Origin of the sequence: Geobacillus sp. TFV-3, from assembly GCF_009901865.1 — a bacterium.
GTDB lineage: Bacteria > Bacillota > Bacilli > Bacillales > Anoxybacillaceae > Geobacillus > Geobacillus thermoleovorans_A.
Genome location: NZ_MPSP01000001.1, coordinates 1,574,735 through 1,593,884 on the forward strand (window position 1 = coordinate 1,574,735; position 19,150 = coordinate 1,593,884).

General features: G+C 53.5%; 20 protein-coding genes, 1 other RNA gene and 2 pseudogenes. 15 read left to right on the forward strand and 8 right to left on the reverse strand.

Annotated features, from left to right (window positions below):
• Nucleotides 1-39 precede the first annotated feature (39 nt).
• From accC to BJQ97_RS08070, 10 genes are all read left to right on the forward strand, one after another.
• Entirely contained in the window at nucleotides 40-1,392 is a 1,353-nt protein-coding gene (accC, locus tag BJQ97_RS08025) for an acetyl-CoA carboxylase biotin carboxylase subunit (protein WP_160156165.1), read from the forward strand.
• Nucleotides 1,393-1,418: 26 nt separating this feature from the next.
• Nucleotides 1,419-1,631 (forward strand): acetyl-CoA carboxylase biotin carboxyl carrier protein subunit, encoded by a 213-nt coding sequence (locus BJQ97_RS08030; protein WP_011231095.1) that lies wholly within the window; start codon nucleotides 1,419-1,421, stop codon nucleotides 1,629-1,631.
• 16 nt (nucleotides 1,632-1,647) lie between these two features.
• Nucleotides 1,648-2,541: a hydroxymethylglutaryl-CoA lyase gene (locus BJQ97_RS08035; protein WP_160156166.1), complete on the forward strand. Its 894-nt coding sequence runs from the start codon at nucleotides 1,648-1,650 to the stop codon at nucleotides 2,539-2,541.
• 18 nt (nucleotides 2,542-2,559) lie between these two features.
• Nucleotides 2,560-3,342, forward strand: a complete 783-nt coding sequence (locus BJQ97_RS08040; protein ID WP_160156167.1) for an enoyl-CoA hydratase — start codon at nucleotides 2,560-2,562, stop codon at nucleotides 3,340-3,342.
• A gap of 166 nt (nucleotides 3,343-3,508) precedes the next feature.
• Nucleotides 3,509-5,062, forward strand: coding sequence for an acyl-CoA carboxylase subunit beta (locus BJQ97_RS08045; protein ID WP_160156168.1), 1,554 nt, complete (start codon nucleotides 3,509-3,511; stop codon nucleotides 5,060-5,062).
• Nucleotides 5,063-5,124: 62 nt separating this feature from the next.
• Nucleotides 5,125-5,313: non-coding RNA, 6S RNA (ssrS, locus tag BJQ97_RS08050), on the forward strand.
• A gap of 199 nt (nucleotides 5,314-5,512) precedes the next feature.
• Nucleotides 5,513-5,953, forward strand: coding sequence for a MarR family winged helix-turn-helix transcriptional regulator (locus BJQ97_RS08055; RefSeq protein ID WP_160156169.1), 441 nt, complete (start codon nucleotides 5,513-5,515; stop codon nucleotides 5,951-5,953).
• 36 nt (nucleotides 5,954-5,989) lie between these two features.
• Entirely contained in the window at nucleotides 5,990-6,595 is a 606-nt protein-coding gene (locus BJQ97_RS08060; RefSeq protein ID WP_201451723.1) for an HlyD family secretion protein, read from the forward strand.
• Between the two features lie 10 nt (nucleotides 6,596-6,605).
• Nucleotides 6,606-8,363, forward strand: a complete 1,758-nt coding sequence (locus BJQ97_RS08065) for a DHA2 family efflux MFS transporter permease subunit (RefSeq protein ID WP_236567178.1) — start codon at nucleotides 6,606-6,608, stop codon at nucleotides 8,361-8,363.
• 97 nt (nucleotides 8,364-8,460) lie between these two features.
• Nucleotides 8,461-8,610 (forward strand): DUF2639 domain-containing protein, encoded by a 150-nt coding sequence (locus BJQ97_RS08070; RefSeq protein ID WP_160156171.1) that lies wholly within the window; start codon nucleotides 8,461-8,463, stop codon nucleotides 8,608-8,610.
• An 86-nt stretch (nucleotides 8,611-8,696) separates the two neighbouring features.
• On the opposite strand, the pseudogene BJQ97_RS08075 reads toward BJQ97_RS08070, so the two are convergent.
• A pseudogene (locus BJQ97_RS08075) lies at nucleotides 8,697-9,143 on the reverse strand (SDR family NAD(P)-dependent oxidoreductase); the annotation flags it as partial.
• A 171-nt stretch (nucleotides 9,144-9,314) separates the two neighbouring features.
• On the opposite strand from BJQ97_RS08075, the gene BJQ97_RS08080 reads away from it, so the two are divergent.
• Nucleotides 9,315-9,521 (forward strand): DUF6501 family protein, encoded by a 207-nt coding sequence (locus BJQ97_RS08080; RefSeq protein WP_044736293.1) that lies wholly within the window; start codon nucleotides 9,315-9,317, stop codon nucleotides 9,519-9,521.
• 56 nt (nucleotides 9,522-9,577) lie between these two features.
• On the opposite strand, the gene BJQ97_RS08085 is transcribed toward BJQ97_RS08080, so the two are convergent.
• From BJQ97_RS08085 to BJQ97_RS08105, 6 genes and pseudogenes are all read right to left on the reverse strand, one after another.
• Nucleotides 9,578-10,870 carry a sensor histidine kinase gene (locus tag BJQ97_RS08085; RefSeq protein ID WP_160156172.1) on the reverse strand — a complete coding sequence of 431 codons (1,293 nt, stop codon included), beginning with the start codon at nucleotides 10,868-10,870 and terminating at the stop codon, nucleotides 9,578-9,580.
• 79 nt (nucleotides 10,871-10,949) lie between these two features.
• Nucleotides 10,950-11,308: pseudogene (locus BJQ97_RS17655) on the reverse strand (MFS transporter); the annotation flags it as partial.
• A complete protein-coding gene (locus tag BJQ97_RS17905; protein WP_268892792.1) occupies nucleotides 11,301-11,432 on the reverse strand; it encodes a hypothetical protein in 132 nt (43 codons plus the stop codon). The pseudogene BJQ97_RS17655 and the gene BJQ97_RS17905, both read right to left, overlap by 8 nt.
• Nucleotides 11,433-11,484: 52 nt before the next feature.
• Complete coding sequence (locus BJQ97_RS08095; RefSeq protein ID WP_160156173.1) at nucleotides 11,485-12,633, reverse strand: Ger(x)C family spore germination protein; 1,149 nt, start codon at nucleotides 12,631-12,633, stop codon at nucleotides 11,485-11,487.
• On the reverse strand, nucleotides 12,630-14,165 hold the full coding sequence (locus BJQ97_RS08100) for a spore germination protein (protein WP_160156174.1): 1,536 nt from the start codon (nucleotides 14,163-14,165) through the stop codon (nucleotides 12,630-12,632). The genes BJQ97_RS08095 and BJQ97_RS08100 overlap by 4 nt, the downstream gene beginning before the upstream one ends.
• Nucleotides 14,162-15,256 carry a GerAB/ArcD/ProY family transporter gene (locus BJQ97_RS08105; protein ID WP_201451724.1) on the reverse strand — a complete coding sequence of 365 codons (1,095 nt, stop codon included), beginning with the start codon at nucleotides 15,254-15,256 and terminating at the stop codon, nucleotides 14,162-14,164. The genes BJQ97_RS08100 and BJQ97_RS08105 overlap by 4 nt, the downstream gene beginning before the upstream one ends.
• 280 nt (nucleotides 15,257-15,536) lie before the next feature.
• Between BJQ97_RS08105 and BJQ97_RS08110 the strand changes: the two genes are divergently transcribed.
• The 4 genes from BJQ97_RS08110 to BJQ97_RS08125 all read left to right on the forward strand — a co-directional run bounded on the left by BJQ97_RS08110 (nucleotide 15,537) and on the right by BJQ97_RS08125 (nucleotide 18,832).
• A complete protein-coding gene (locus BJQ97_RS08110) occupies nucleotides 15,537-15,761 on the forward strand; it encodes a hypothetical protein (protein WP_236567180.1) in 225 nt (74 codons plus the stop codon).
• A 120-nt stretch (nucleotides 15,762-15,881) separates the two neighbouring features.
• Nucleotides 15,882-16,289, forward strand: a complete 408-nt coding sequence (locus BJQ97_RS08115) for a GntR family transcriptional regulator (RefSeq protein ID WP_160156176.1) — start codon at nucleotides 15,882-15,884, stop codon at nucleotides 16,287-16,289.
• The gene (locus BJQ97_RS08120) at nucleotides 16,255-17,154 is read left to right on the forward strand and encodes an ABC transporter ATP-binding protein (protein WP_160156177.1); all 900 of its coding nucleotides are present in this window, start codon (nucleotides 16,255-16,257) and stop codon (nucleotides 17,152-17,154) included. The genes BJQ97_RS08115 and BJQ97_RS08120 overlap by 35 nt, the downstream gene beginning before the upstream one ends.
• Entirely contained in the window at nucleotides 17,129-18,832 is a 1,704-nt protein-coding gene (locus tag BJQ97_RS08125; RefSeq protein ID WP_160156178.1) for an ABC transporter permease, read from the forward strand. Before BJQ97_RS08120 ends, BJQ97_RS08125 begins: the two co-directional genes overlap by 26 nt.
• 43 nt (nucleotides 18,833-18,875) lie before the next feature.
• On the opposite strand, the gene BJQ97_RS08130 is transcribed toward BJQ97_RS08125, so the two are convergent.
• Nucleotides 18,876-19,103 carry a YczF family membrane protein gene (locus BJQ97_RS08130; protein WP_160156179.1) on the reverse strand — a complete coding sequence of 76 codons (228 nt, stop codon included), beginning with the start codon at nucleotides 19,101-19,103 and terminating at the stop codon, nucleotides 18,876-18,878.
• Nucleotides 19,104-19,150 lie beyond the last annotated feature (47 nt).

Sequence of the window (19,150 nt, forward strand, 5' to 3'; positions counted from 1 at the left end):
GGCCGCCGGCAGCCCCACTTTTTGCGAAAGGGTGAGATGATGTTTTCGAAAGTATTGATTGCCAACCGCGGCGAAATCGCCGTCCGTGTCATCCGCACGTGCCGACGTCTCGGCATTCAAACGGTTGCCATTTATTCCGAAGCAGACGTCGATTCGCTTCATGTCTCACTCGCGGATGAAGCGTATTTGATCGGCAAGCCGCGCGTCGCGGAAAGCTATTTAAATATCGAAAAAATCATTGAGGTTGCCAAAGCGGCGAAAGCGGAGGCGATCCATCCCGGCTATGGGCTGCTCTCGGAAAACCCGTCATTTGCCCGCCGCTGCGAGGAAGAAGGAATCGTCTTCATCGGTCCGAAGGCGGACGTCATTGCGGCGATGGGCAGCAAAATCGAAGCGCGGCGGGTGATGGAAAAAGCCGGCGTGCCGATCGTCCCAGGCGTCTCCTTTGCGCTTGATGGCGCCGACGAGGCGGCCAAAGCGGCGGCTTCGATTGGATATCCGGTCATGTTAAAAGCAGCAGCCGGCGGCGGCGGCATCGGCATGCATATCGCTCGCGACGAAGCGGAGTTGCGCCAAGCGTTTGAAGGGAGCCAAAAACGGGCCGCTTCGTTTTTCGGCGACGGGACGATGTACATTGAAAAATATATCGAACGCCCTCGCCATATTGAAATTCAGCTTCTTGCTGATTCCTACGGCAACTGCGTTTACTTATGGGAGCGTGAATGTTCGATCCAACGCCGCCACCAAAAAGTGATCGAAGAGGCGCCGTCGCCGTTTTTGGATGAAGAGACGCGACGGAAGATGGGGGAGGCGGCCGTGCGGGCCGCGCGCCATATCGGCTATGCGAACGCCGGCACGATCGAATTTCTCGTCGATGAACAGAAAAACTTTTATTTTCTTGAGATGAACACCCGGCTGCAAGTCGAGCACCCGGTGACGGAAGAAATCACCGGCATCGACATCGTCGAAGAGCAGCTGCGCATCGCCGCCGGCGAGCCGCTCCGCTATCAACAAGAAGAGATTCGCCGCGACGGCCACGCCATTGAAGTGCGCATTTATGCCGAAGATCCGAACACGTTTTACCCGTCGCCCGGCCGCATTACGGCGTTTTCCGCCCCACAAGGCGAATGGATTCGCCATGAAACGGCGGTTCAAAGCGGCATCACGGTCACGCCGTTTTATGATCCGATGATCGCGAAGTTGATTGCAAAAGGACCAGATCGGCAAACGGCGATTGAACGCTTGCTCGAAGCGCTTCGAGACTATCGCGTCGAAGGGATTAAAACGAACATTCCGCTGCTTGAGGCCGTGTTGTCCCATCCAGCGTTTCAAGCGGGGGATACGACGACCGATTTCCTTTTGAAACATTGGAAACCATTAAAAACGAAATGAAGCAGAAATGAATGGGGGAAGAAACGATGAATCAAATAACTGCAACGATGGCAGGAAGTGTGTGGAAAATTGTCGTCGCCGTCGGTGACCGTGTAGAAGAAGGCCAAGATGTCGTCATTTTGGAATCGATGAAAATGGAGATTCCGATTGCTGCGGAAACGTCTGGCGTCGTGAAGCACATCCACGTGCAGGAAGGAGATTTCGTGAACGAAGGCGATGTGCTTGTCGAGATTGAGTAAAAAGGGGGAGAACGGAATGAGCCGATGGCCGGCGAAGGTGACGATCAAAGAAGTCGGCCCGCGCGACGGCCTGCAAAACGAAGCAACGCCGATCACGACCGCCGATAAAATCGCTTGGATCAACCTATTGTCCGAAACGGGGCTGTCATACATTGAGGTGACTTCCTTCGTCCATCCGAAATGGATTCCGCAGCTGGCGGACGCCGTTGAAGTGGCAGCGGGCATTCGCCGAAAACCCGGCGTCACGTACGCGGCGCTCGTCCCGAACGAAAAGGGGCTTGAGCGGGCGCTTGCCGCCGGGTTGGATGAAGTGGGCGTCTTCATGTCAGCGAGCGAAACGCACAACGAAAAAAACATTAACAAAACGATCGCGGCCACATTCCCGGTGCTGGAAGCGGTAGTGAAAACGGCGAAACAAGAAGGGAAAACGGTGCGCGGCTACGTTTCAACCGTCTTTGGCTGCCCGTATGAAGGGCGTGTCGCTGTCGATCAAGTGCTGATGGTGGCGGACCGGTTGTTGGCGATGGGGGTTGACGAACTGTCGCTTGGCGATACGATCGGCGTAGCGACGCCCAAGCAAGTCGAAGAGGTGCTCGCAATCGTGCTCCGCCGTTTTCCGGTTAATCGGATCGCGATGCATTTCCATGACACGAGAGGGACGGCGCTGGCCAATATTTTAGTGTCCATGGAAATGGGAATTACGACGTTTGACAGCTCGCTCGGCGGCCTCGGCGGCTGTCCATACGCTCCCGGAGCGTCGGGAAACGTCGCCACCGATGATTTAGTATATATGCTTCACGGCATGGGGATTGAAACCGGCATCCATGTTGAGCGGCTGACGAAAGCGGCTTTGTTTATCCGCGACAAAATCGGCCGCCCGCTTCCGAGCCGCTATTTACAAACGGTTTGATCATAAGGGGGGGGAAACGTGAGCACACTTGTATCGTTTGAAACACAAGAAAACGGCATCGCGATTGTGACATTAAACCGCCCGGAAGCGGCCAATGCGCTGTCAAGAGCGCTTCTTTTAGAACTCGGCGCGCTCTTGCAAGAGATCAAATTTCGAAAAGATGTGCGCGTTGTCATGTTGACTGGGGCAGGAGACAAGGTGTTTTGCGCCGGCGCTGATTTGAAAGAGCGGGCGGGGATGAATGAAACGGAAGTGCGGCAGGCTGTCGCCTTAATCAGCAAAACGATCAACGAGGTGGAGAAAACGCCGCAGCCGGTCATCGCCGTGTTAAATGGTTCGGCGTTTGGCGGCGGGTTGGAGCTTGCCTTGGCTTGCGATATTCGGTTCGCGGCTGATGACATCCAGCTCGGGCTGACGGAAACGTCGCTCGGCATCATTCCGGGAGCGGGAGGGACGCAGCGGCTCCCGCGCCTTGTCGGCATCGGCAAGGCGAAAGAGCTCATTTTTGCCGCCAAACGGATTACGGCGCAGGAAGCTGAACGAATCGGCCTTGTCGAATACGCGGTGCCGCGCGCCGAGCTGATGGATCGGGCGCTTGAATTGGCGCGGCAAATCGCCGACAATGCCCCCATTGCCGTCCGTCAGGCGAAACGGGCGATCCAAAGCGTATTCAACGTCGACTTAGAGACGGGCCTCGCGATTGAGCAGCTCGCCTATGAGGCGACCATTCCGACGAAAGACCGGTTGGAAGGCTTGCAGGCGTTTAAAGAAAAACGAAAGCCGGTGTACAAAGGCGAGTAAGCCCGCTTGGACAAGAAGGGGTCGGTTTGGAAGGAGGAAGCCGCAAGGAGCGCTTGCGCCGCATCGGCCTTTTCACAACGATAAAACACGGCACCCAACCTTGCTTCGGCCGAACACGCGGGACGGAACAGCAAGATCCATCAAAACAAGGAGGGAAAACAAAGAGATGAAAGAAACAGCCAATCAACAAGACACGCTCGCAGCGGAGCTGGAGAAAAGAGCGGCTGAGATCAAGAAAGGCGGGGCGCCAAAATATCATGAAAAAAACGCCGCCCAGGGGAAATTGTTTGTTCGCGAGCGGCTGAACTTACTGCTTGATAACGGCTTGGAAGTGGAAGACGGATTGTTTGCCAACTGTTTGGCGGGCGATTTGCCGGCTGACGGGGTAGTGACCGGCATCGGCAAAATCAATGGCCGCACCGTCTGTGTGATGGCGAACGATTCGACAGTCAAAGCCGGATCGTGGGGAGCGCGCACCGTCGAAAAAATCATCCGCATTCAAGAGACGGCGGAAAAACTGCGTTGCCCGATCATTTATTTGGTGGACTCGGCCGGCGCCCGCATCACCGACCAAATTGAAATGTTTCCGGGCCGGCGCGGGGCGGGGCGCATTTTTTATAATGAGGTGAAGCTGTCCGGCAAAGTGCCGCAAGTGTGCCTGTTGTTCGGTCCATCAGCAGCCGGCGGCGCTTATATTCCGGCGTTTTGCGATATCGTTATCATGGTCGAAGGCAATGCCTCGATGTACTTAGGCTCGCCGCGCATGGCGGAAATGGTGATTGGGGAAAAAGTGACGCTCGAAGAGATGGGCGGCGCCCGCATGCATTGCACCGTCTCCGGCTGCGGCGATGTGCTCGTGAAAACCGAAGAAGAAGCGATTGCCTATGCACGCCGTTATTTGTCGTATTTTCCGTCTAATTACAGCGAAAAACCGCCGGTGGTCGAGGTGAAACCGCCGAAATCGTTTGATAAAACGATCGAGGACATTTTGCCGGAAAACCAAAATGCGCCGTTCAACATGTATGATTTGATTGAGCGGATCATTGACGAAGGATCATTTTGTGAAATCAAAAAATTGTTTGCGCCGGAAATCATTACGGGACTGGCGCGCCTTGCCGGCCAGCCGATCGGCATCATCGCCAACCAGCCGCGCGTCAAAGGCGGCGTATTGTTCCACGATTCGGCCGATAAAGCGGCGAAATTCATCACGCTTTGCGATGCGTTCCATATCCCGCTTTTGTTTTTGGCCGACGTCCCTGGTTTTATGATCGGCACGAAAGTCGAGCGGGTCGGCATCATCCGTCATGGGGCGAAAATGATCGCCGCCATGTCAGAAGCCACCGTACCGAAGATCTCGGTCATCGTTCGCAAAGCGTACGGCGCCGGATTGTACGCGATGGCCGGGCCGGCGTTTGAACCGGATTGCTGCTTGGCGCTTCCGAACGCGCAAATCGCCGTCATGGGACCGGAAGCGGCCGTCAACGCCGTCTACGCCAACAAAATTGCGGAGCTGCCGCCAGAAGAGCGTGCGGCATTTGTCGAACAAAAACGCGAGGAATACCGGCGCGACATCGATATTTATCGGCTCGCTTCCGAGCTGGTCGTCGACGGAATCGTCGCGCCGAACGATTTGCGCAACGAGCTCATCCGCCGATTTGAGGCGTATATGTCCAAGTATATGGTCTTTTCTGAGCGAAAGCACGGGGTGTATCCTGTTTAAAAAATGGATGGCTGTCCCTCTTGTCAAGGAACGACCGATCATGTATCATAATAATCACCAATCCGTTGCTGCGTTGTGCGTTGTAGAATGAAGTTTCAACCGATGGCAATCGAAAGGGAGTTCTACATTGAAGCGGGAATGCCATGCCTCAATGTTCGTGATGGAGGACGGCAGGAACGCTTCTGCGAACACCCACTTGGTGGAGCGTGGTTGAGAAACTGCATTCAGCCAACGGCAACCGCGGCGCGGATTCACGAATGAGGAGTGGGCAAAGGAGTTCAATTGGATGCCAAACATCCAGTTGGACTCTTTTTTTGTTGCGCATGTTTTCTTAAAAACACAAAACAATTATAGTTGATTTTCCCTGTTTTCATGTTATAATCATATTTCGTGTATGAATAATTCGTATTGAAACTATTTGAACAAGAAGAAACAAGGAGGGGGAGATGAATGGAAGGAATCAGCCGGGACGTCATGTATGCGGTCTTCCGGACGCAAAAGGCGCTTTACCGCCTCATCCGTGAAGACGCCGCCCGCGTCGGAGTGACAGAGGTGCAACTGATCGTCTTGTACACGCTGTTGAAAAAAGAGTATATTCGCCTCAATGACTTGGCGGAAAAATTAAACTTAAGCAACAGCAATATCAGCGGCACGGTTGACCGGCTCGTCGGCGCCGGCCTTGTTGTCCGCGAGCCGTCGAAGCAAGATCGGCGCGCGGTCATTTTGAGTTTGACGGAAAAAGGAAAAGAGACGGTGTCGGAAGCGTTTGGCGAGCAGTCGGTGCTGCGCCGGCGGCTCGGCCGCATTCAAGAACTCGTCTCTCCAGAGGAGATTGAACAGTTTTTGCATCTTCATGAAAAAATCAAAGCGATTTTACTCGGGGAGGAATAGACGGTGAACGTGAAACGATTGGTTGCGCTGAACATCATGGTGCTCATTTTGCTTGTCGGTGGAGGCTTTGCCGCCTACTACTATGTGAACGAAACAACGAACTACATTAAAACGGACAACGCCCGCATCGACGGCCAGGTCATCTCGGTTGCTGCGCCGCTGTCCGGAAAACTGACATCCTGGAGGGGAGACACGGGAAAAACCTTCTCAGCCGGGGAAGAAATCGGTGAGGTGTTTGATGGCAAAACTACGATTCCGGTGACAGTGCCTCATCGGATGACGATCGTGCAGCAAAACGCGGTCAAAGACTCGTTTGTCGCGGCAGGGACGCCGCTTGCCCGCGGGTTTGATCTGAACGATTTGTGGGTGACGGCGAATATTGAAGAAACGGATATTGAAGACGTGAAAATCGGGCAAGACGTCGATATTTATGTCGATGCGTATCCGGATCGCAAGTTCAGCGGCAAAGTCGAAAAGATTGGCAATGCGACAGCGAATACGTTCAGCCTGTTGCCCAGTTCCAGTGCGACCGGCAACTACACGAAAGTGACCCAAGTGATTCCAGTCACGATTTCCATTGACAATTACAACGGAGCCGGACTTGTGCCGGGCATGAACGTCACCGTCCGCATCCATAAGTAGGTGATGGAAGATGACAGCATTTGTCATTGGTTATATTGTGTTTGCCGTTTTGGTCTTGGCAGCGGTCAACATCGCGTTGCGCCGCCGCAAACCGGCTTCAGCCGCGGTGAAGGCGGCGGATGGAGCGGTGGAAGCCAACGCTCGACCGGTGGCGGAAACGAAAGCAGAGACGCCGACAGAAACGGATGGGAGCTCGGCCGCTCCAACCGGACAAGGCGGTCTCGGGGATATCGGCAGCCGCGGCAAGGTTGTCGCGACGGTCATGCTTGGCGCGTTTGTCGCCATCCTGAACCAAACGTTGATCAACGTCGCCTTGCCGCATATGATGCAAGATTTCAACGTGGAAACATCGACGATCCAATGGCTCGTGACAGGGTATATGCTCGTCAACGGCGTACTCATCCCGATCAGCCCGTTTTTAATCGCGAAGTTTCCGGCGAAACGGCTGTTTTTATCGGGCATGTCGTTTTTCGCCATCGGCGCATTTGTTTGCTCAATCGCTCCATCGTTTGCCGTCATGCTCACAGGGCGGCTGACTCAGGCGGTCGGAGCGGGCATCATCATGCAGCTGATGATGGTCATTATGTTGTCGATTTTTCCGCCGGAGCGCCGCGGGGTGGCAATGGGGACGGTCGGAATCGCCATGATGTTTGCGCCGGCGGTTGGACCGACGCTGTCTGGCTGGATCATTGAACATTATACATGGCGGCTGTTGTTTTACGTCGTTTTGCCGATCGCGATTTTAGACATTGTGCTTGCCTCCGTCTGGCTGAAACATACGCCGCGTAAAGGCAATCCAGTGCTGGACGTGCAAGGGGCGGTCTACTCCACGATCGGGTTTGGCGGTGTTCTGTATGGCTTCAGCGAAGCGGGAAGCAAAGGATGGGGCGAGACGGAAGTCGTTGTTTCGCTTGTCATCGGCGCCTTGTTCCTCATCATGTTCACATGGCGTTCACTTCGTTCGGAACATCCGGTGCTTAATTTCCGCGTGTTCCGCTACCCAGTGTTTACGTTGGCGACCGTCATCGGTTCGGTCATTAACATGGCGATGTTTGCGGCCATGGTCCTGCTTCCGGTGTATTTGCAAAACTTGCGAGGCTTTACTCCGCTTGATGCTGGCTTGCTCTTATTGCCGGGGGCGATCGTGATGGCGATTATGTCGCCGATTTCTGGTTGGGTGTTTGACCGCATCGGCGCGCGGATGCTCGCTATTGTCGGCTTGATCATCACCGCTGTGACGACATGGGAGTTCAGCAAGCTGACACTCGACACCCCGTATAGCCATTTAATTTGGCTTTATATTTTCCGGATGTTCGGCATGTCGATGCTCGGAATGCCGATTATGACGGAAGGGTTAAACGCCTTGCCGCGTCATCTGTACAGCCACGGCACGGCGATGTCAAATACGATCCGTCAAGTGGCGGCTTCGCTCGGGACGGCATTCTTGGTAACGATCATGTCCAACCGGACGAAATTCCATGTAGAAGCTTATCGCAATGAAATGACGGAAAACAATCCGTTGTTCATGAGCCTTGTCAGCCAACTGAAACAGGCCATCCCAAGCGATGAGGCGATCGCTCAGTTGCTGTATGGACTTGTGCAGCAACGGTCGGCCGTTGAAGGGATCAATGACGCCTTTTTCGTTGCCACCGGTTTGACGGTGCTGGCGTTAATGATGGCGTTTTTCTTAAGACGAGCTGCTCGATCTCGGCGGCTATCACCCGCAAAACTACGATCACACGTATCGCGGCACGGTGACAATGTATGAAGCAAACGTGATTAGTAATGGACAACGATGTTCTCCCTCCCTTTTTGAGCGCATATACATTATAAAGACAAGTGGATGACAAAAGGGGGGAGCGTCCATGGCGCATTTCGGCTCGAAAGGATGGCTTGTTGCCGAGTTGAAAAAGGCAGGCATCGCCCGCCATCCGGTCGGACGGAAAAAAATTGAGACATACAAAGCAGCCGAGCTGTACGGGTTGTACCGAAAATATGTGCAGAAAACATACTAAGCCGGATGAAGCGATCCGGCTTCTTTTTTGGGCAGCCTAAAGGGGGGAATGAGGGAGGCGCACCTGATGGTTGACAAGAGTGGGGACGCGACGGAAGCGATGTTGATGATGTTTCCGCCTTGCTTTTGTTCTTTTATGACGCGACCGGCTTCTTGTGAGACGAGAAACGCCGACTTTAAGTTGGTGTTCATAATCGTTTCCCACTCATGGTCCGTCACATCCAAAGCTGGGGTGCGGATGTTCATGCCAGCGTTGTTGACAACGATATCAAGTGATCCGGCTTGTTGTTTGACATTGGCGACGGCGTCATGCACGGCTTTCCCGTCGACGACATCAAGCGGATATATGTACGCTTTCCGCCCGAACTGTTCGATATGGCTTGCCGTTTCTTGCAAATCAGCTTCCGTGCGGGCGATGAGCGCCACATCGGCCCCGGCTTCAGCGAACCCGATCGCGATCGCCCGGCCGATGCCGCGTCCGGCTCCCGTCACTAACGCCGTTTTTCCGTCCAAGCGAAACGAAGGCAAAAACATCGAAATCTCCCCTTTCAAAATCGTCGGTACATCCTCATGATCGCATAACCCCCTGTTGCAGCCAATCATTGGCATCGCTGTTTGGCAGGGAGCGGAAATTCGAAGTTGCAGCTGGCGCGCCGTCCCGCTACAATAAAAAAGAGAACACCATCTAGATAAGGGGATGACGCCATGATTCATTGCACGTGGGCGACCCGGCCGACGATCAAAAAAGTAAAGTGCGTTCACACGAACGCGGAAAAGTACATGGTCAGCAATGTGTTGACGCCGGGCAAAGTATATGAAGTGAAAAGCGAAACGGACGAGTTTTATTTTGTCATCGACAACAGCGGAAAAGTCGGCGGGTTTTACAAAGATTATTTTGAGGAAGTCAAGTGATCGCGCCAAACACCAAGAAAAAACGGATGTCCGAAACAGGGCATCCGTTTTTTCGATCAGCCGGCGGCGCTTCGTTCCGCCGTCGGCGGCCGCACCCGGCTTGCCGGCAGCGTGATCGTCAACGTCGTCCCTTTTTGTACGGCGCTTTCGATCGTCCACGTTCCTCCCATTTGTTCGATGATTTTGACGGCGACCATCGCACCAAGCCCAGTGCCTTTTTCTTTTGTGCTGAAGTATGGCTCGCCGAAGCGGCGCACTTGTTCTTTCGTCATGCCAACGCCGTTGTCGGAAATGGTGATGACGACTGATGTTTCCCGGTTCTCGGCCGCAACATGGAGCGTGCCGCCGTCTGGCATCGCCTCAATGCTGTTTTTCAACAAGTTGAGAAAACACTGTTGGAAATATTGTGCGTTTCCGATGACGACACCATGTTCGAGGGAAGAGGATACATGGATCGAATGCATATGCGCCATTGGCGTAATCATTTGCAACACTTTCTGAAGCTGGGTGGCGACATCAATTGGCTCGGTCTCTTTTGGCGCCGGTTTGGCAAACGTCAAATAGTCGCGGATGATGGCTTCCGCCCGCTCGAGTTCCTCTAAGGCGATGCGAATGTACCGCTCTTCGGTTTCGCGCGGCAGCCGACCCGTTTGCAGCAGCTGGATGAACCCTTTGACGACGGTGAGCGGGTTGCGAATTTCATGGGAAATGCTGGCTGCCATTTGGCTGACAATCTCCATTTTTTCCATCTTCATCAGCTCTGCCCGAGCGAGCTGCGCCTCATGAAGCGTCTCCATTAAATAGACGGCAAACATCATGACAAACGGCGGCATCATAATGAAATACACGATATACGGCTTCGTTACCGGGAAATCAGCAACAATCACGGCGACAAATGTCGTCAGCACCGCAAGCAAAAACGTCAGCCAAAGCGACATAACGAGCTTGCCCGGCCGCGGCAGCTTGCGAAACAGCGGCGAAGCGGCGGCCGCTATGGCAAACATCATGGCGTAAACGATCAACGTAAGCGGCTGAAATCCGTACAAAACGGTGCGCGCTAGCATCAAGAACACAAACAGCACCGCCCCGACCGCGCTGCCGCCATAGAGTGTCCCAAGCAAAAACGGAATTTGCCGGAAATCATGGACGCACAGCGGATCGATGTAAATCGGAAATTTCATGCACAAAACGGCCGCCAACGCCAAGCAAGCCCCAAGCAGCGCCTGGCTATAGAGCGGGCGTTGCCGGATCGCTCGGCTATGGTCATAAATAAAGGAAAAGGCAAAGATCGTGACCAAAATATAAAATAAGTTGTTCAAGACGTGCTGGTTAATGTATAAACCCGCCATACGAAAAATCTCCTAACTGAATAGACCTCATCACCTTTCATTATAGCGAAAAGAGATTGAAAGAAAAATAATGTATTGGCTATGTCCGGTCTTTTGGCAGCCAAACCGCCAAGACGCCAAAGAGCGGCAGCACGCTGCAAAGCCGCATTAACGTGCCAAGCGACGACAAATCGGCGATTTTGCCGAGCACGGCCGTCGCAAGCCCCCCATGCTAAACGTCAAGCCAACGATCAGCCCGGACGCCATGCCGACATGGTTCGGAAGCAACTCTTGGGGGTAGACGACAAACGTCGCAAAGCTTAATGATAATACAAATCCGGCGACGAGCAGCATCGGCAGAGCAATCCAAAGCGGCGCGTGCGGCAAGGCGAGCGAAAACGGCGCCGTCCCAACGGTGGACCAGATCATTAAGTTGCGTTTGCCGAACTGGTCAGCGATTCAAAAAGAGCGCCGGGATGACCGCCTGCATCGCATCGTTCAAAAAGTGGCCGAGGCTGATGGCGAACAAAATCGGGTAGACGGTCATGCCTGCGGCACTCGTTCGCTCTGTAGGGGTGTTCATCGTTCTCCCACGTTCAAAATATATCTTAATTATACTTGATCTTATGATATTTTCAATCACCGGCCCGGTCATTCAACTTTTCTTTTCCGGATGCCCCGATCGCGAGTTTGACGCTCACGGACAGCGTGTTGTCGCCGAGCGGGATGAGGCCGTTGGACTGATGTTGTGTCCAAATATCCGGACGCTGGCGATACAGTTGCTCCGACAGATTCAACATATCGATCCGCCGCGCCTTGCCGAGCTCATACAGGCGGCGGATCTCCTGCTTCACCGTTTGTTCCGCCAGTTGGACCAGTTGTTTCCGCGAGAGCGGCTTGCGCAGTTCGATGATGCTTCCTTGCGCCTCGACTTGGACAGCAAACGCGGGTTCTCCGTCCTTCGCCTTGACTGACCATTTGGTTTTTGGATTGCGGACGACAAGCGAGGCGATCGTTTTCCCTTTTTGTTTGACATAAATCGGGGTGCGGCGAATGTCGTGTTCGAGCCAGCGGAGTCCCTCTAGATCGGAACGGCGGACGCATCCTTGCAGAGTGTAATCGTGAAGAAAACAAACGCCGGAAACCGCCAACATCGGTTTCGGCTTTTTATTTTCGATCCAGCGCCGGCGGTCGATCGTTAAATAAGGAAGCCTTGCCGTAGCCGCTTTTTCATCCATATCGGCAATCAGCCGGTTGAGCCGGATCGGGCGGATGAACGAACTTTGTTGAAAGATTTCTTCCGGGTTGGACAGCAGCGAATAATACGAGGAAGCGTTCAACAACGGCGTAGCTTCAAACAGCTTGGACAGCGGCTCATCGGTGGCGTACACCCATGCTGTATGGCGAATTTCGTTGTAACGGTTCAGCACGTCGATCACATCGGCCACGATGCCTTTTTGCAAGGCCCTTTTTGTAAAGACAAGGCTTTTTACATGACCCCATGACACCCTTTGTTGAATGGAAGGGTAGATTTTGTCGGTCGCGATATTAAACGTTTCGCCGGCCGCTTTGCCGATCGAAACGGCTGCTTTCTCTTTGCCGCCCCCGGCTTCGACTTTGGCGAGGGCGGTGAATCCGACCAACTGGACGTAGGCGATCACTTGGCCGTTTTTGTAATCGACTCCGATCGAATGAACGTACACAATATGATCGATGTTGCGCGTATCCCAGCAGCCGCCAAGCAAGATGACAGAAGCGATAAAGGGAAGGAGCCGCTTCCTCATTTTTGTTCCCTCTCTTTCGCAATGAGATCGTTGGGGCGCACAATGCGGTCGCGCGTAATGAACTGCTTCCATGTGCTTGGGATGAACACTTTCCCCATATCTTTTGACGGCGGCGCCAGCGGCGTCAAGTACGGAACGCCGCAGGTGCGCAAGTTGACGGCATAGGTCAAGACGAAAAATAACGATAGAATGAAGCCAAATAGGCCGAGAACGGACGAGGCCGTCAGAACAATAAAGCGCAACAAGGTGATGCTGCCGGCGATGTTTTGATTGACAAGCGTGAACGTCGAGATGACAGCAATGGCGGCAATAACGAGCGTCGCCGGGGCAGCGAGCCCGGCGTTGATCGCCGCCTGGCCGATGATCAAGCCGCCGACGACCGATAGCGTCTGCCCGATGGCGATCGGCAGTCGCATCCCGGCTTCCTTAAACACTTCAAACAAGATCATCATTACAAACATCTCGAGCGGCACCGGAAGCGGGACCCCTTGGCGCGACAAAATAAGCGTCGCCAGCAAGGTAAATGGCAGCTGATCTGGATGGAAGGAAGTCAGAGCGACCCAGGCACCCGGCAAATAAATGGCGACCGAGGTGCCGACAAGCCGGAGAAGGCGCTGAAACACGACAAACAGGAAAAACGTGTTGTCATCTTCCGACGTGTTCAGCAAAAACGTTAAATTGCCCGGACCGATCAGGGCGGTCGGCGCGCCGTCGACCAAGATGATAAAACGGCCGTTGAGGAGCGAATTGACGGCAAAATCGGGCCGCCCGGTATAGCCGAACATCGGGAACAAGGAAAACCGGTTGTCGGACAGCCACTCCTCAATTTGATTGGTGCTTGTCACCGAGTCGATGTACAAACCGAGCAGGCGGCTTCTCACCTCATCGATGATGGTCATGTTGGCAATATCATCGACATAAAGGAGCCCCACTTTTGTCTGGCTGCGCGTGCCGATGACAAACGGTTCATAGACGAGCCGGTGCGAGCGCAGCCGCTTGCGGATGAGCGCCACGTTTTTGCTGATTTCTTCAATAAATCCATCTTTGGGCCCGCGGATCGACACTTCCGTGTTTGGCTCTTCCGGATCGCGGTTTGGCGGGCTGGCGAGCGGCATCGTGTACAAGGCATCGGCTTCGCGAAAATAAATGAACAAATCGCCGCTAAATAACTTGAAGTTCAGATCATCAATCCGCACTTCTTTTCCCATATATTCAAGCGCCGCCGGTTTGCGCATCTCGATGTCGGCGGCCGAAAAGCATGGATGCTGTTCGCACAGCTCGCGGAACATCGGATAGATGGCCTTTTGCAGCATTTGCGTATCGCACAGCTCCTCACAATAAATAAACAGCAAATGCACGACAGCTGCTGAGCCGTCAGGCAAAAGGGATGGAATCGCGGCTTCCGTCATGATGACGTCAGGGCATTTGGCGTACATCGTGCGCAATGCCTCTTCGGAGATGATGACGGTCTCGAGCCCTGTGTAATCGTCTTTCAACCGCTTGCCTTCCGCGGCGCGCATCGGTCGTTTCATCGTGTCATCCCTCTTTTCTTTTTGCGGTATGCCAACAAAGCGAAACCACTCAGCACAACGGACAGCGCAAGACTAAACAGCAGCGATGCCGGCAGCACCCAATGTTTGACAAAATGCAAAAACTGTTCATCGCTGACCGGTGCCAGCGATGCCAATGTGATTGCCAAGTAGAGGACAATGAGCACCCAACGGCGGGTTTGCGGATGACGGATCGGGAACAGTTCCACAATGAGCGCTGTTGACAAAGAGATGCGGATAAAGGCGCCGGACAGCCATTGATAGACCGACAGAAAATCGACATGCTCAATGTACGTCCCTAAACTGACCATCCGCCATTGCTCAAACGCTGGATAGCGCAGGCGCGTCGCCTGCTCGGGGCCGAATTCGGTGATGGCGCCAATCGTCGGCCCAATGCTCAGCCCGGCGGTGAAGACGGCGATCGCGGCGAGCGCTTTCCATGAAAACGGGCGGGGCAGGCGATGGGAGAGAAACAAAAGGACGATCACCTCCGCATATCCCGCTCCGGCATACATCATGCCGTTGAGCACAGGTCCAACGCCATGTTCAAGCGCAGGCTTAAGCAGTGAATAATCTTTATGAGGTGTGGTCGAGAGCATAACAAAAAAGCCAAACATGATGACGAACGGGCAAATAATCATGGCCGTATTGGCAATCGAGTCGATGCCCTGATATGCGTTATAAAAACAAGCGATCGCGATGACGAGAATCAACGCCCACCTCGGCGTCGCCGTCAAATAAGAGGTGGTGGTGAACGTGATCGTATCGTTTAACGTGACAAAACTGTGAATAAGCAAAAAAGCGCTGCTGCCGCCGGCCACCACATAAGCGGCCACGCTCGAAAACCGGCTTTTCAGCCAGTCGAACAGCCGCTCGCCGTTCAGCTGCTTGGCGATGAAATAAAGAAGCGGCAGCCAAACGAGCAAACCTCCCAACGCTCCCAAGGCGGCGATCCATGCGTCGCGGTGGGCGGCCTCAAGCATAAAAGGGATGATGAGCACATGATTCATCAGCCCGGCTGACAGCATGATCATCAATAACAGTTGCAGGGCGCTAAGCGGCTGTCCGTTCATCATGAATCCCTTTCTTTCCATTCCATCTCCAGAGGACGGGTGATATAGTGCAAAAGGCTGCTGACCCCAGCTATTTTTTGTAGAGAAACCTTGCTGAACCGGCTTCTTTTCTGATGAAATGCCGCCGATTGGCGCATTGGCTTTCTAAAACGATAGTGTTTCCAGTCTAGGGGAATTTATCCGTTCAAACGACAAACCAACCGCGAAACTTCTCAAACGGAAGAGGGCACAATACAGGGAAGAAAGGGAGAAAATGAACGGCATGCAAGGGGGGCGCAGCATGAAATGGCTTCATCTGACGATCGAATTGGCTGCCGGCTTTATTCTATTGTTCGCTGTCGTGAAAACGGAGCAATGGATGGCCGCTGAACTGCAAAAACAAGGAATCATCTCGCTAAAAGACGTGTTGATCGCCGAGTGGCTCGAAGGAGATGGGTTGTTTGTTCAGACGTATCAGCCCGCCGAGCGGCAACGGCCAACGCGGCGGCAAACGGCGTCGAAATGAGATGAAGAAAGAATCCGGGGATGGATTCTTTTTTTATTTTGGAAAAAACTCTTGCCTTTCTTCTGTTTCATGTGTACTATTAGTTATAGTACAGTTGTGACGATGAGAGGAGGAGGGGAGATGTTTGAGCTTGATTGGCGAAGCCGGCAGCCGATTTATGAACAGCTGATTGACAAACTGAAAGAAATGATCGTTCGCGAACTATGGCAGCCGCACGATCAGCTGCCATCGGTCAGGACGATGGCGAAACAGCTGATGATCAACCCAAACACGATTCAAAAAGCGTACCGCGAACTGGAGCGCGACGGCTGGATTTATTCGATTCCAGGGAAAGGCAGTTTCGTCGCCCCGCGTTCAAAAGAACCAAACATCGAGGCGATCGCCGCGGTCCGTGAGCAGTTTGTCCGCCTTGTCAAGGAAGCGCGGTTTTTAGGGGTGACGAATGAGCAATTATGGAAATGGATCATAGAAGGGGAGAAAGAGGGGGAGAGCGATGATTCAACTCGTGGACGTGACGAAAGCGTTTGATCGATTCGCCGCCGTCAACGGCGCGAACATGACGGTGCCAAAAGGAGCGATTTACGGATTGCTCGGTCCGAACGGAGCCGGGAAGACGACGCTGTTAAAGATGATGGCCGGCATTCTCCGGCAAGATCACGGAACGATTACCATTGATGGAGAAGAGGTGTGGGAAAACGTTCAGGTGAAGCGGCGAGTCTTATTTTTGCCGGACTTTGTCTACTTTTTTCCCCACGCGACAATTGGGCAAATGGCGGATTTTTACGAGCAACTGTACCCGTCGTTCAGCCGCGGGCGGTTTATGGAATTGCAGTCCGTCTTTGAGCTTGATCCAAACAAAAAAATTCAGCAGTTTTCGAAAGGAATGCAGCGTCAAGCAGCATTTTGGCTCGCTTTTTCTGTCCGGCCGGATGTACTCATTATGGATGAGCCGCTTGATGGTCTTGATGTGATGAAGCGGCGCCATGTGAAACAATTGTTGATCGATGAAGTTATCGAGCGAGAGATGACGGCAGTCATTTCGTCGCACAATTTGCGCGAGCTCGAGGATTTATGCAGCATCATTGGACTGATGGAAAATGGAACCGTGCGGATCGAGCGCGATATCGACGAATTGCGCACCGGGATGCATAAAATCCAAGCGGCGTTTCGCGGCGGATTTCCGAGCGAGTTGACGAAACACCTTGACATCGTGCATCGCGAGGAGCGCGGCAGCATCGTTCTTCTTGTCGTCCGCGGCGAGAAACGATCCATCGAAGAGACGGTGAGTTCGTTTGCTCCGCTCATTCTCGACATCTTGCCGCTGTCGTTGGAAGAAATTTTTATGTACGAAATGGGGGATGTTGTCGATGTCCGCGAAACGATTGTCGGCTAACCGTGCGATGTGGACGCAAAACTTGCGCCAACTCGGTTGGATTGCGATCATCCATCTGCTGTTATGGCTGGCGGCGATCGTGTTGCCGATTGGTCTTTCGTATTCGCAATATGATCCAAAAGCAGGAAATGTGCCGCAATGGAAAAACGTGTACTATATATCCAACGGGTTCGAGGCGCTGATTGCTTGGCTTGTCCCGATCTTGGCGGCAGCCGGTGTGCTTCGCTACATGCACGAGAAACGGTCGGCCGATTTCATCCATAGTCTGCCGCTCCGCCGCACCGAAATGCTTGCCGGGCAAGTGCTATTTGGCTGGATGCTCTTGATTGTGCCGCTTGCAGTGACAGCGTTGGCCGCGATTGGATGCCTGTATGGACTTGATCTCCCATGGCCGATTGGGGCGGCGGACGTCGGACGCTGGCTCGGGGAGACGCTTGTGATAGAGACCGTGATTTTTGCTCTTGGCGTGATGGTCGGGGTGCTCGTCGGCCAATCGATCACCCATGTCGTGTTGACCAACATCGCCCTCTTTTTCCCCGCGGGCATCCTAGTTCTGATCGTTACCAATTTATCGCTATGGTTGTACGGGTTGCCGGATGCGTACTATTTGTCGGACGATTTAGAGCGGTGGACGTTGCCAATTCGCTATTCAATGCTCATGGATCAATCAATGAACATGGGTGAAATCGGGCTGTTGCTGCTAGTGTCGCTTCTGTTTTTCGGCGCTGCCGTTTGGCTGTATGAGCGCCGTCCGACGGAAGCGGCCGGACAGGCGTTGGCTTTTTCGGCTCTTCGTCCTCTGTTTGTGTATGGTGTGGCGTTTTGCGCGTGCCTAGTCGGGGGGTTTTACTTTGGACAAGTAGGGCGGAAATGGGGATGGATCATCTTTGGATATGTCGTGTTTTCGCTACTCGGCTATGCCATTGCGCAAATGGTTGTGATGAAAACATGGCGCGTTTTTCATCGCTGGAAAGGGTATGTAGGCTTTGTGATGGCGATGGCTATATTGTTCGTAGCAGTACGCCTTGATCCGGTCGGATACGTCAACCGCGTCCCAGCGCTTGATGACATTCAGCAAGTCTATTTTGGCCAATCAGTGATGAATTGGCAACATTCCGACAGGGTGGGGAGCGAGTTTGAACAGTACGATCAATTTTTGCGCACGAAGGACAACATCAAGGCGGTACGGGCGTTTCACGAGCAGCTTGTGCACGATCAGCCGCTGCCGTCCCATTTTGGCAACGTCCAGCCGGTTGTGATCGGCTATGTGCTCAAAGACGGCACGCGCCTCATCCGCCGCTACGAAGTGCCGATTGAGGCGTACAAGCCGTATTTTCAGCGCATTATGGAATCGAAAGAATATAAACAGCAATATTACTTATTGCTCCGCCCGGGGGGCTATTCACCGATCCGCCAGGTGACGATACGGAACGTGAACACCGGTCAGGAGGCGGTTGTGCTGGCCGAGCCGAAGGAGATTGACTCATTTCTCGGTGCGTTGAAACAAGACTTATGGCAGAAGCCGGTTGAAAGTATGTTGGGCGGACGCGTATGGAACGGGGAGATCGAATTTTTGCAAAGCGATGGGGATACGTTCAGTCTTCCGCTTGATGAGTACAATCCTCACGCGCGACGATGGCTTGAAGAGCGGCACATGTGGGAGAAAGTCGAAAAATGACAGGCAAACGGGCAAGGGAAGATTCCTGCCCGTTTCATTTTTGTCAAGAATCCGTTTTTTTCCGCCGCCAAAGCCATGCGGTGAGCAAATCGAGCGCCCAAAAAAGAAGAAACAGAAATAAGATGAACATCTCGGGAGTCTCCATGACGCGGAATGGATTGAGGACGTTATGGAACGACTGATACAACGTCAGTCCCATCAGCCAATCCATTCCAACAGCCGTGGTGATCAATAGCAGCGCAAAGGTGAGGGAGAGGAATATGACGTTCAATGCCAGTCACCTGCCGCTTTTTCTGTTAGTGTTCACCTGTTCATCGG

Excerpts from the sequence above, each read along its gene's own strand:
- accC (WP_160156165.1), top strand. The coding sequence starts at position 40 with ATGTTTTCGAAAGTATTGATTGCCAACCGCGGCGAAATCGCCGTCCGT.
- BJQ97_RS08030 (WP_011231095.1), top strand. The coding sequence starts at position 1,419 with ATGAATCAAATAACTGCAACGATGGCAGGAAGTGTGTGGAAAATTGTC.
- BJQ97_RS08035 (WP_160156166.1), top strand. The coding sequence starts at position 1,648 with ATGAGCCGATGGCCGGCGAAGGTGACGATCAAAGAAGTCGGCCCGCGC.
- BJQ97_RS08045 (WP_160156168.1), top strand. The coding sequence starts at position 3,509 with ATGAAAGAAACAGCCAATCAACAAGACACGCTCGCAGCGGAGCTGGAG.
- BJQ97_RS08055 (WP_160156169.1), top strand. The coding sequence starts at position 5,513 with ATGGAAGGAATCAGCCGGGACGTCATGTATGCGGTCTTCCGGACGCAA.
- BJQ97_RS08060 (WP_201451723.1), top strand. The coding sequence starts at position 5,990 with ATGGTGCTCATTTTGCTTGTCGGTGGAGGCTTTGCCGCCTACTACTAT.
- BJQ97_RS08065 (WP_236567178.1), top strand. The coding sequence starts at position 6,606 with ATGACAGCATTTGTCATTGGTTATATTGTGTTTGCCGTTTTGGTCTTG.
- BJQ97_RS08070 (WP_160156171.1), top strand. The coding sequence starts at position 8,461 with ATGGCGCATTTCGGCTCGAAAGGATGGCTTGTTGCCGAGTTGAAAAAG.
- BJQ97_RS08080 (WP_044736293.1), top strand. The coding sequence starts at position 9,315 with ATGATTCATTGCACGTGGGCGACCCGGCCGACGATCAAAAAAGTAAAG.
- BJQ97_RS08085 (WP_160156172.1), bottom strand. The coding sequence starts at position 10,870 with ATGGCGGGTTTATACATTAACCAGCACGTCTTGAACAACTTATTTTAT.
- BJQ97_RS17905 (WP_268892792.1), bottom strand. The coding sequence starts at position 11,432 with ATGAACACCCCTACAGAGCGAACGAGTGCCGCAGGCATGACCGTCTAC.
- BJQ97_RS08095 (WP_160156173.1), bottom strand. The coding sequence starts at position 12,633 with ATGAGGAAGCGGCTCCTTCCCTTTATCGCTTCTGTCATCTTGCTTGGC.
- BJQ97_RS08100 (WP_160156174.1), bottom strand. The coding sequence starts at position 14,165 with ATGAAACGACCGATGCGCGCCGCGGAAGGCAAGCGGTTGAAAGACGAT.
- BJQ97_RS08105 (WP_201451724.1), bottom strand. The coding sequence starts at position 15,256 with ATGAACGGACAGCCGCTTAGCGCCCTGCAACTGTTATTGATGATCATG.
- BJQ97_RS08110 (WP_236567180.1), top strand. The coding sequence starts at position 15,537 with ATGAAATGGCTTCATCTGACGATCGAATTGGCTGCCGGCTTTATTCTA.
- BJQ97_RS08115 (WP_160156176.1), top strand. The coding sequence starts at position 15,882 with ATGTTTGAGCTTGATTGGCGAAGCCGGCAGCCGATTTATGAACAGCTG.
- BJQ97_RS08120 (WP_160156177.1), top strand. The coding sequence starts at position 16,255 with ATGATTCAACTCGTGGACGTGACGAAAGCGTTTGATCGATTCGCCGCC.
- BJQ97_RS08125 (WP_160156178.1), top strand. The coding sequence starts at position 17,129 with ATGTCCGCGAAACGATTGTCGGCTAACCGTGCGATGTGGACGCAAAAC.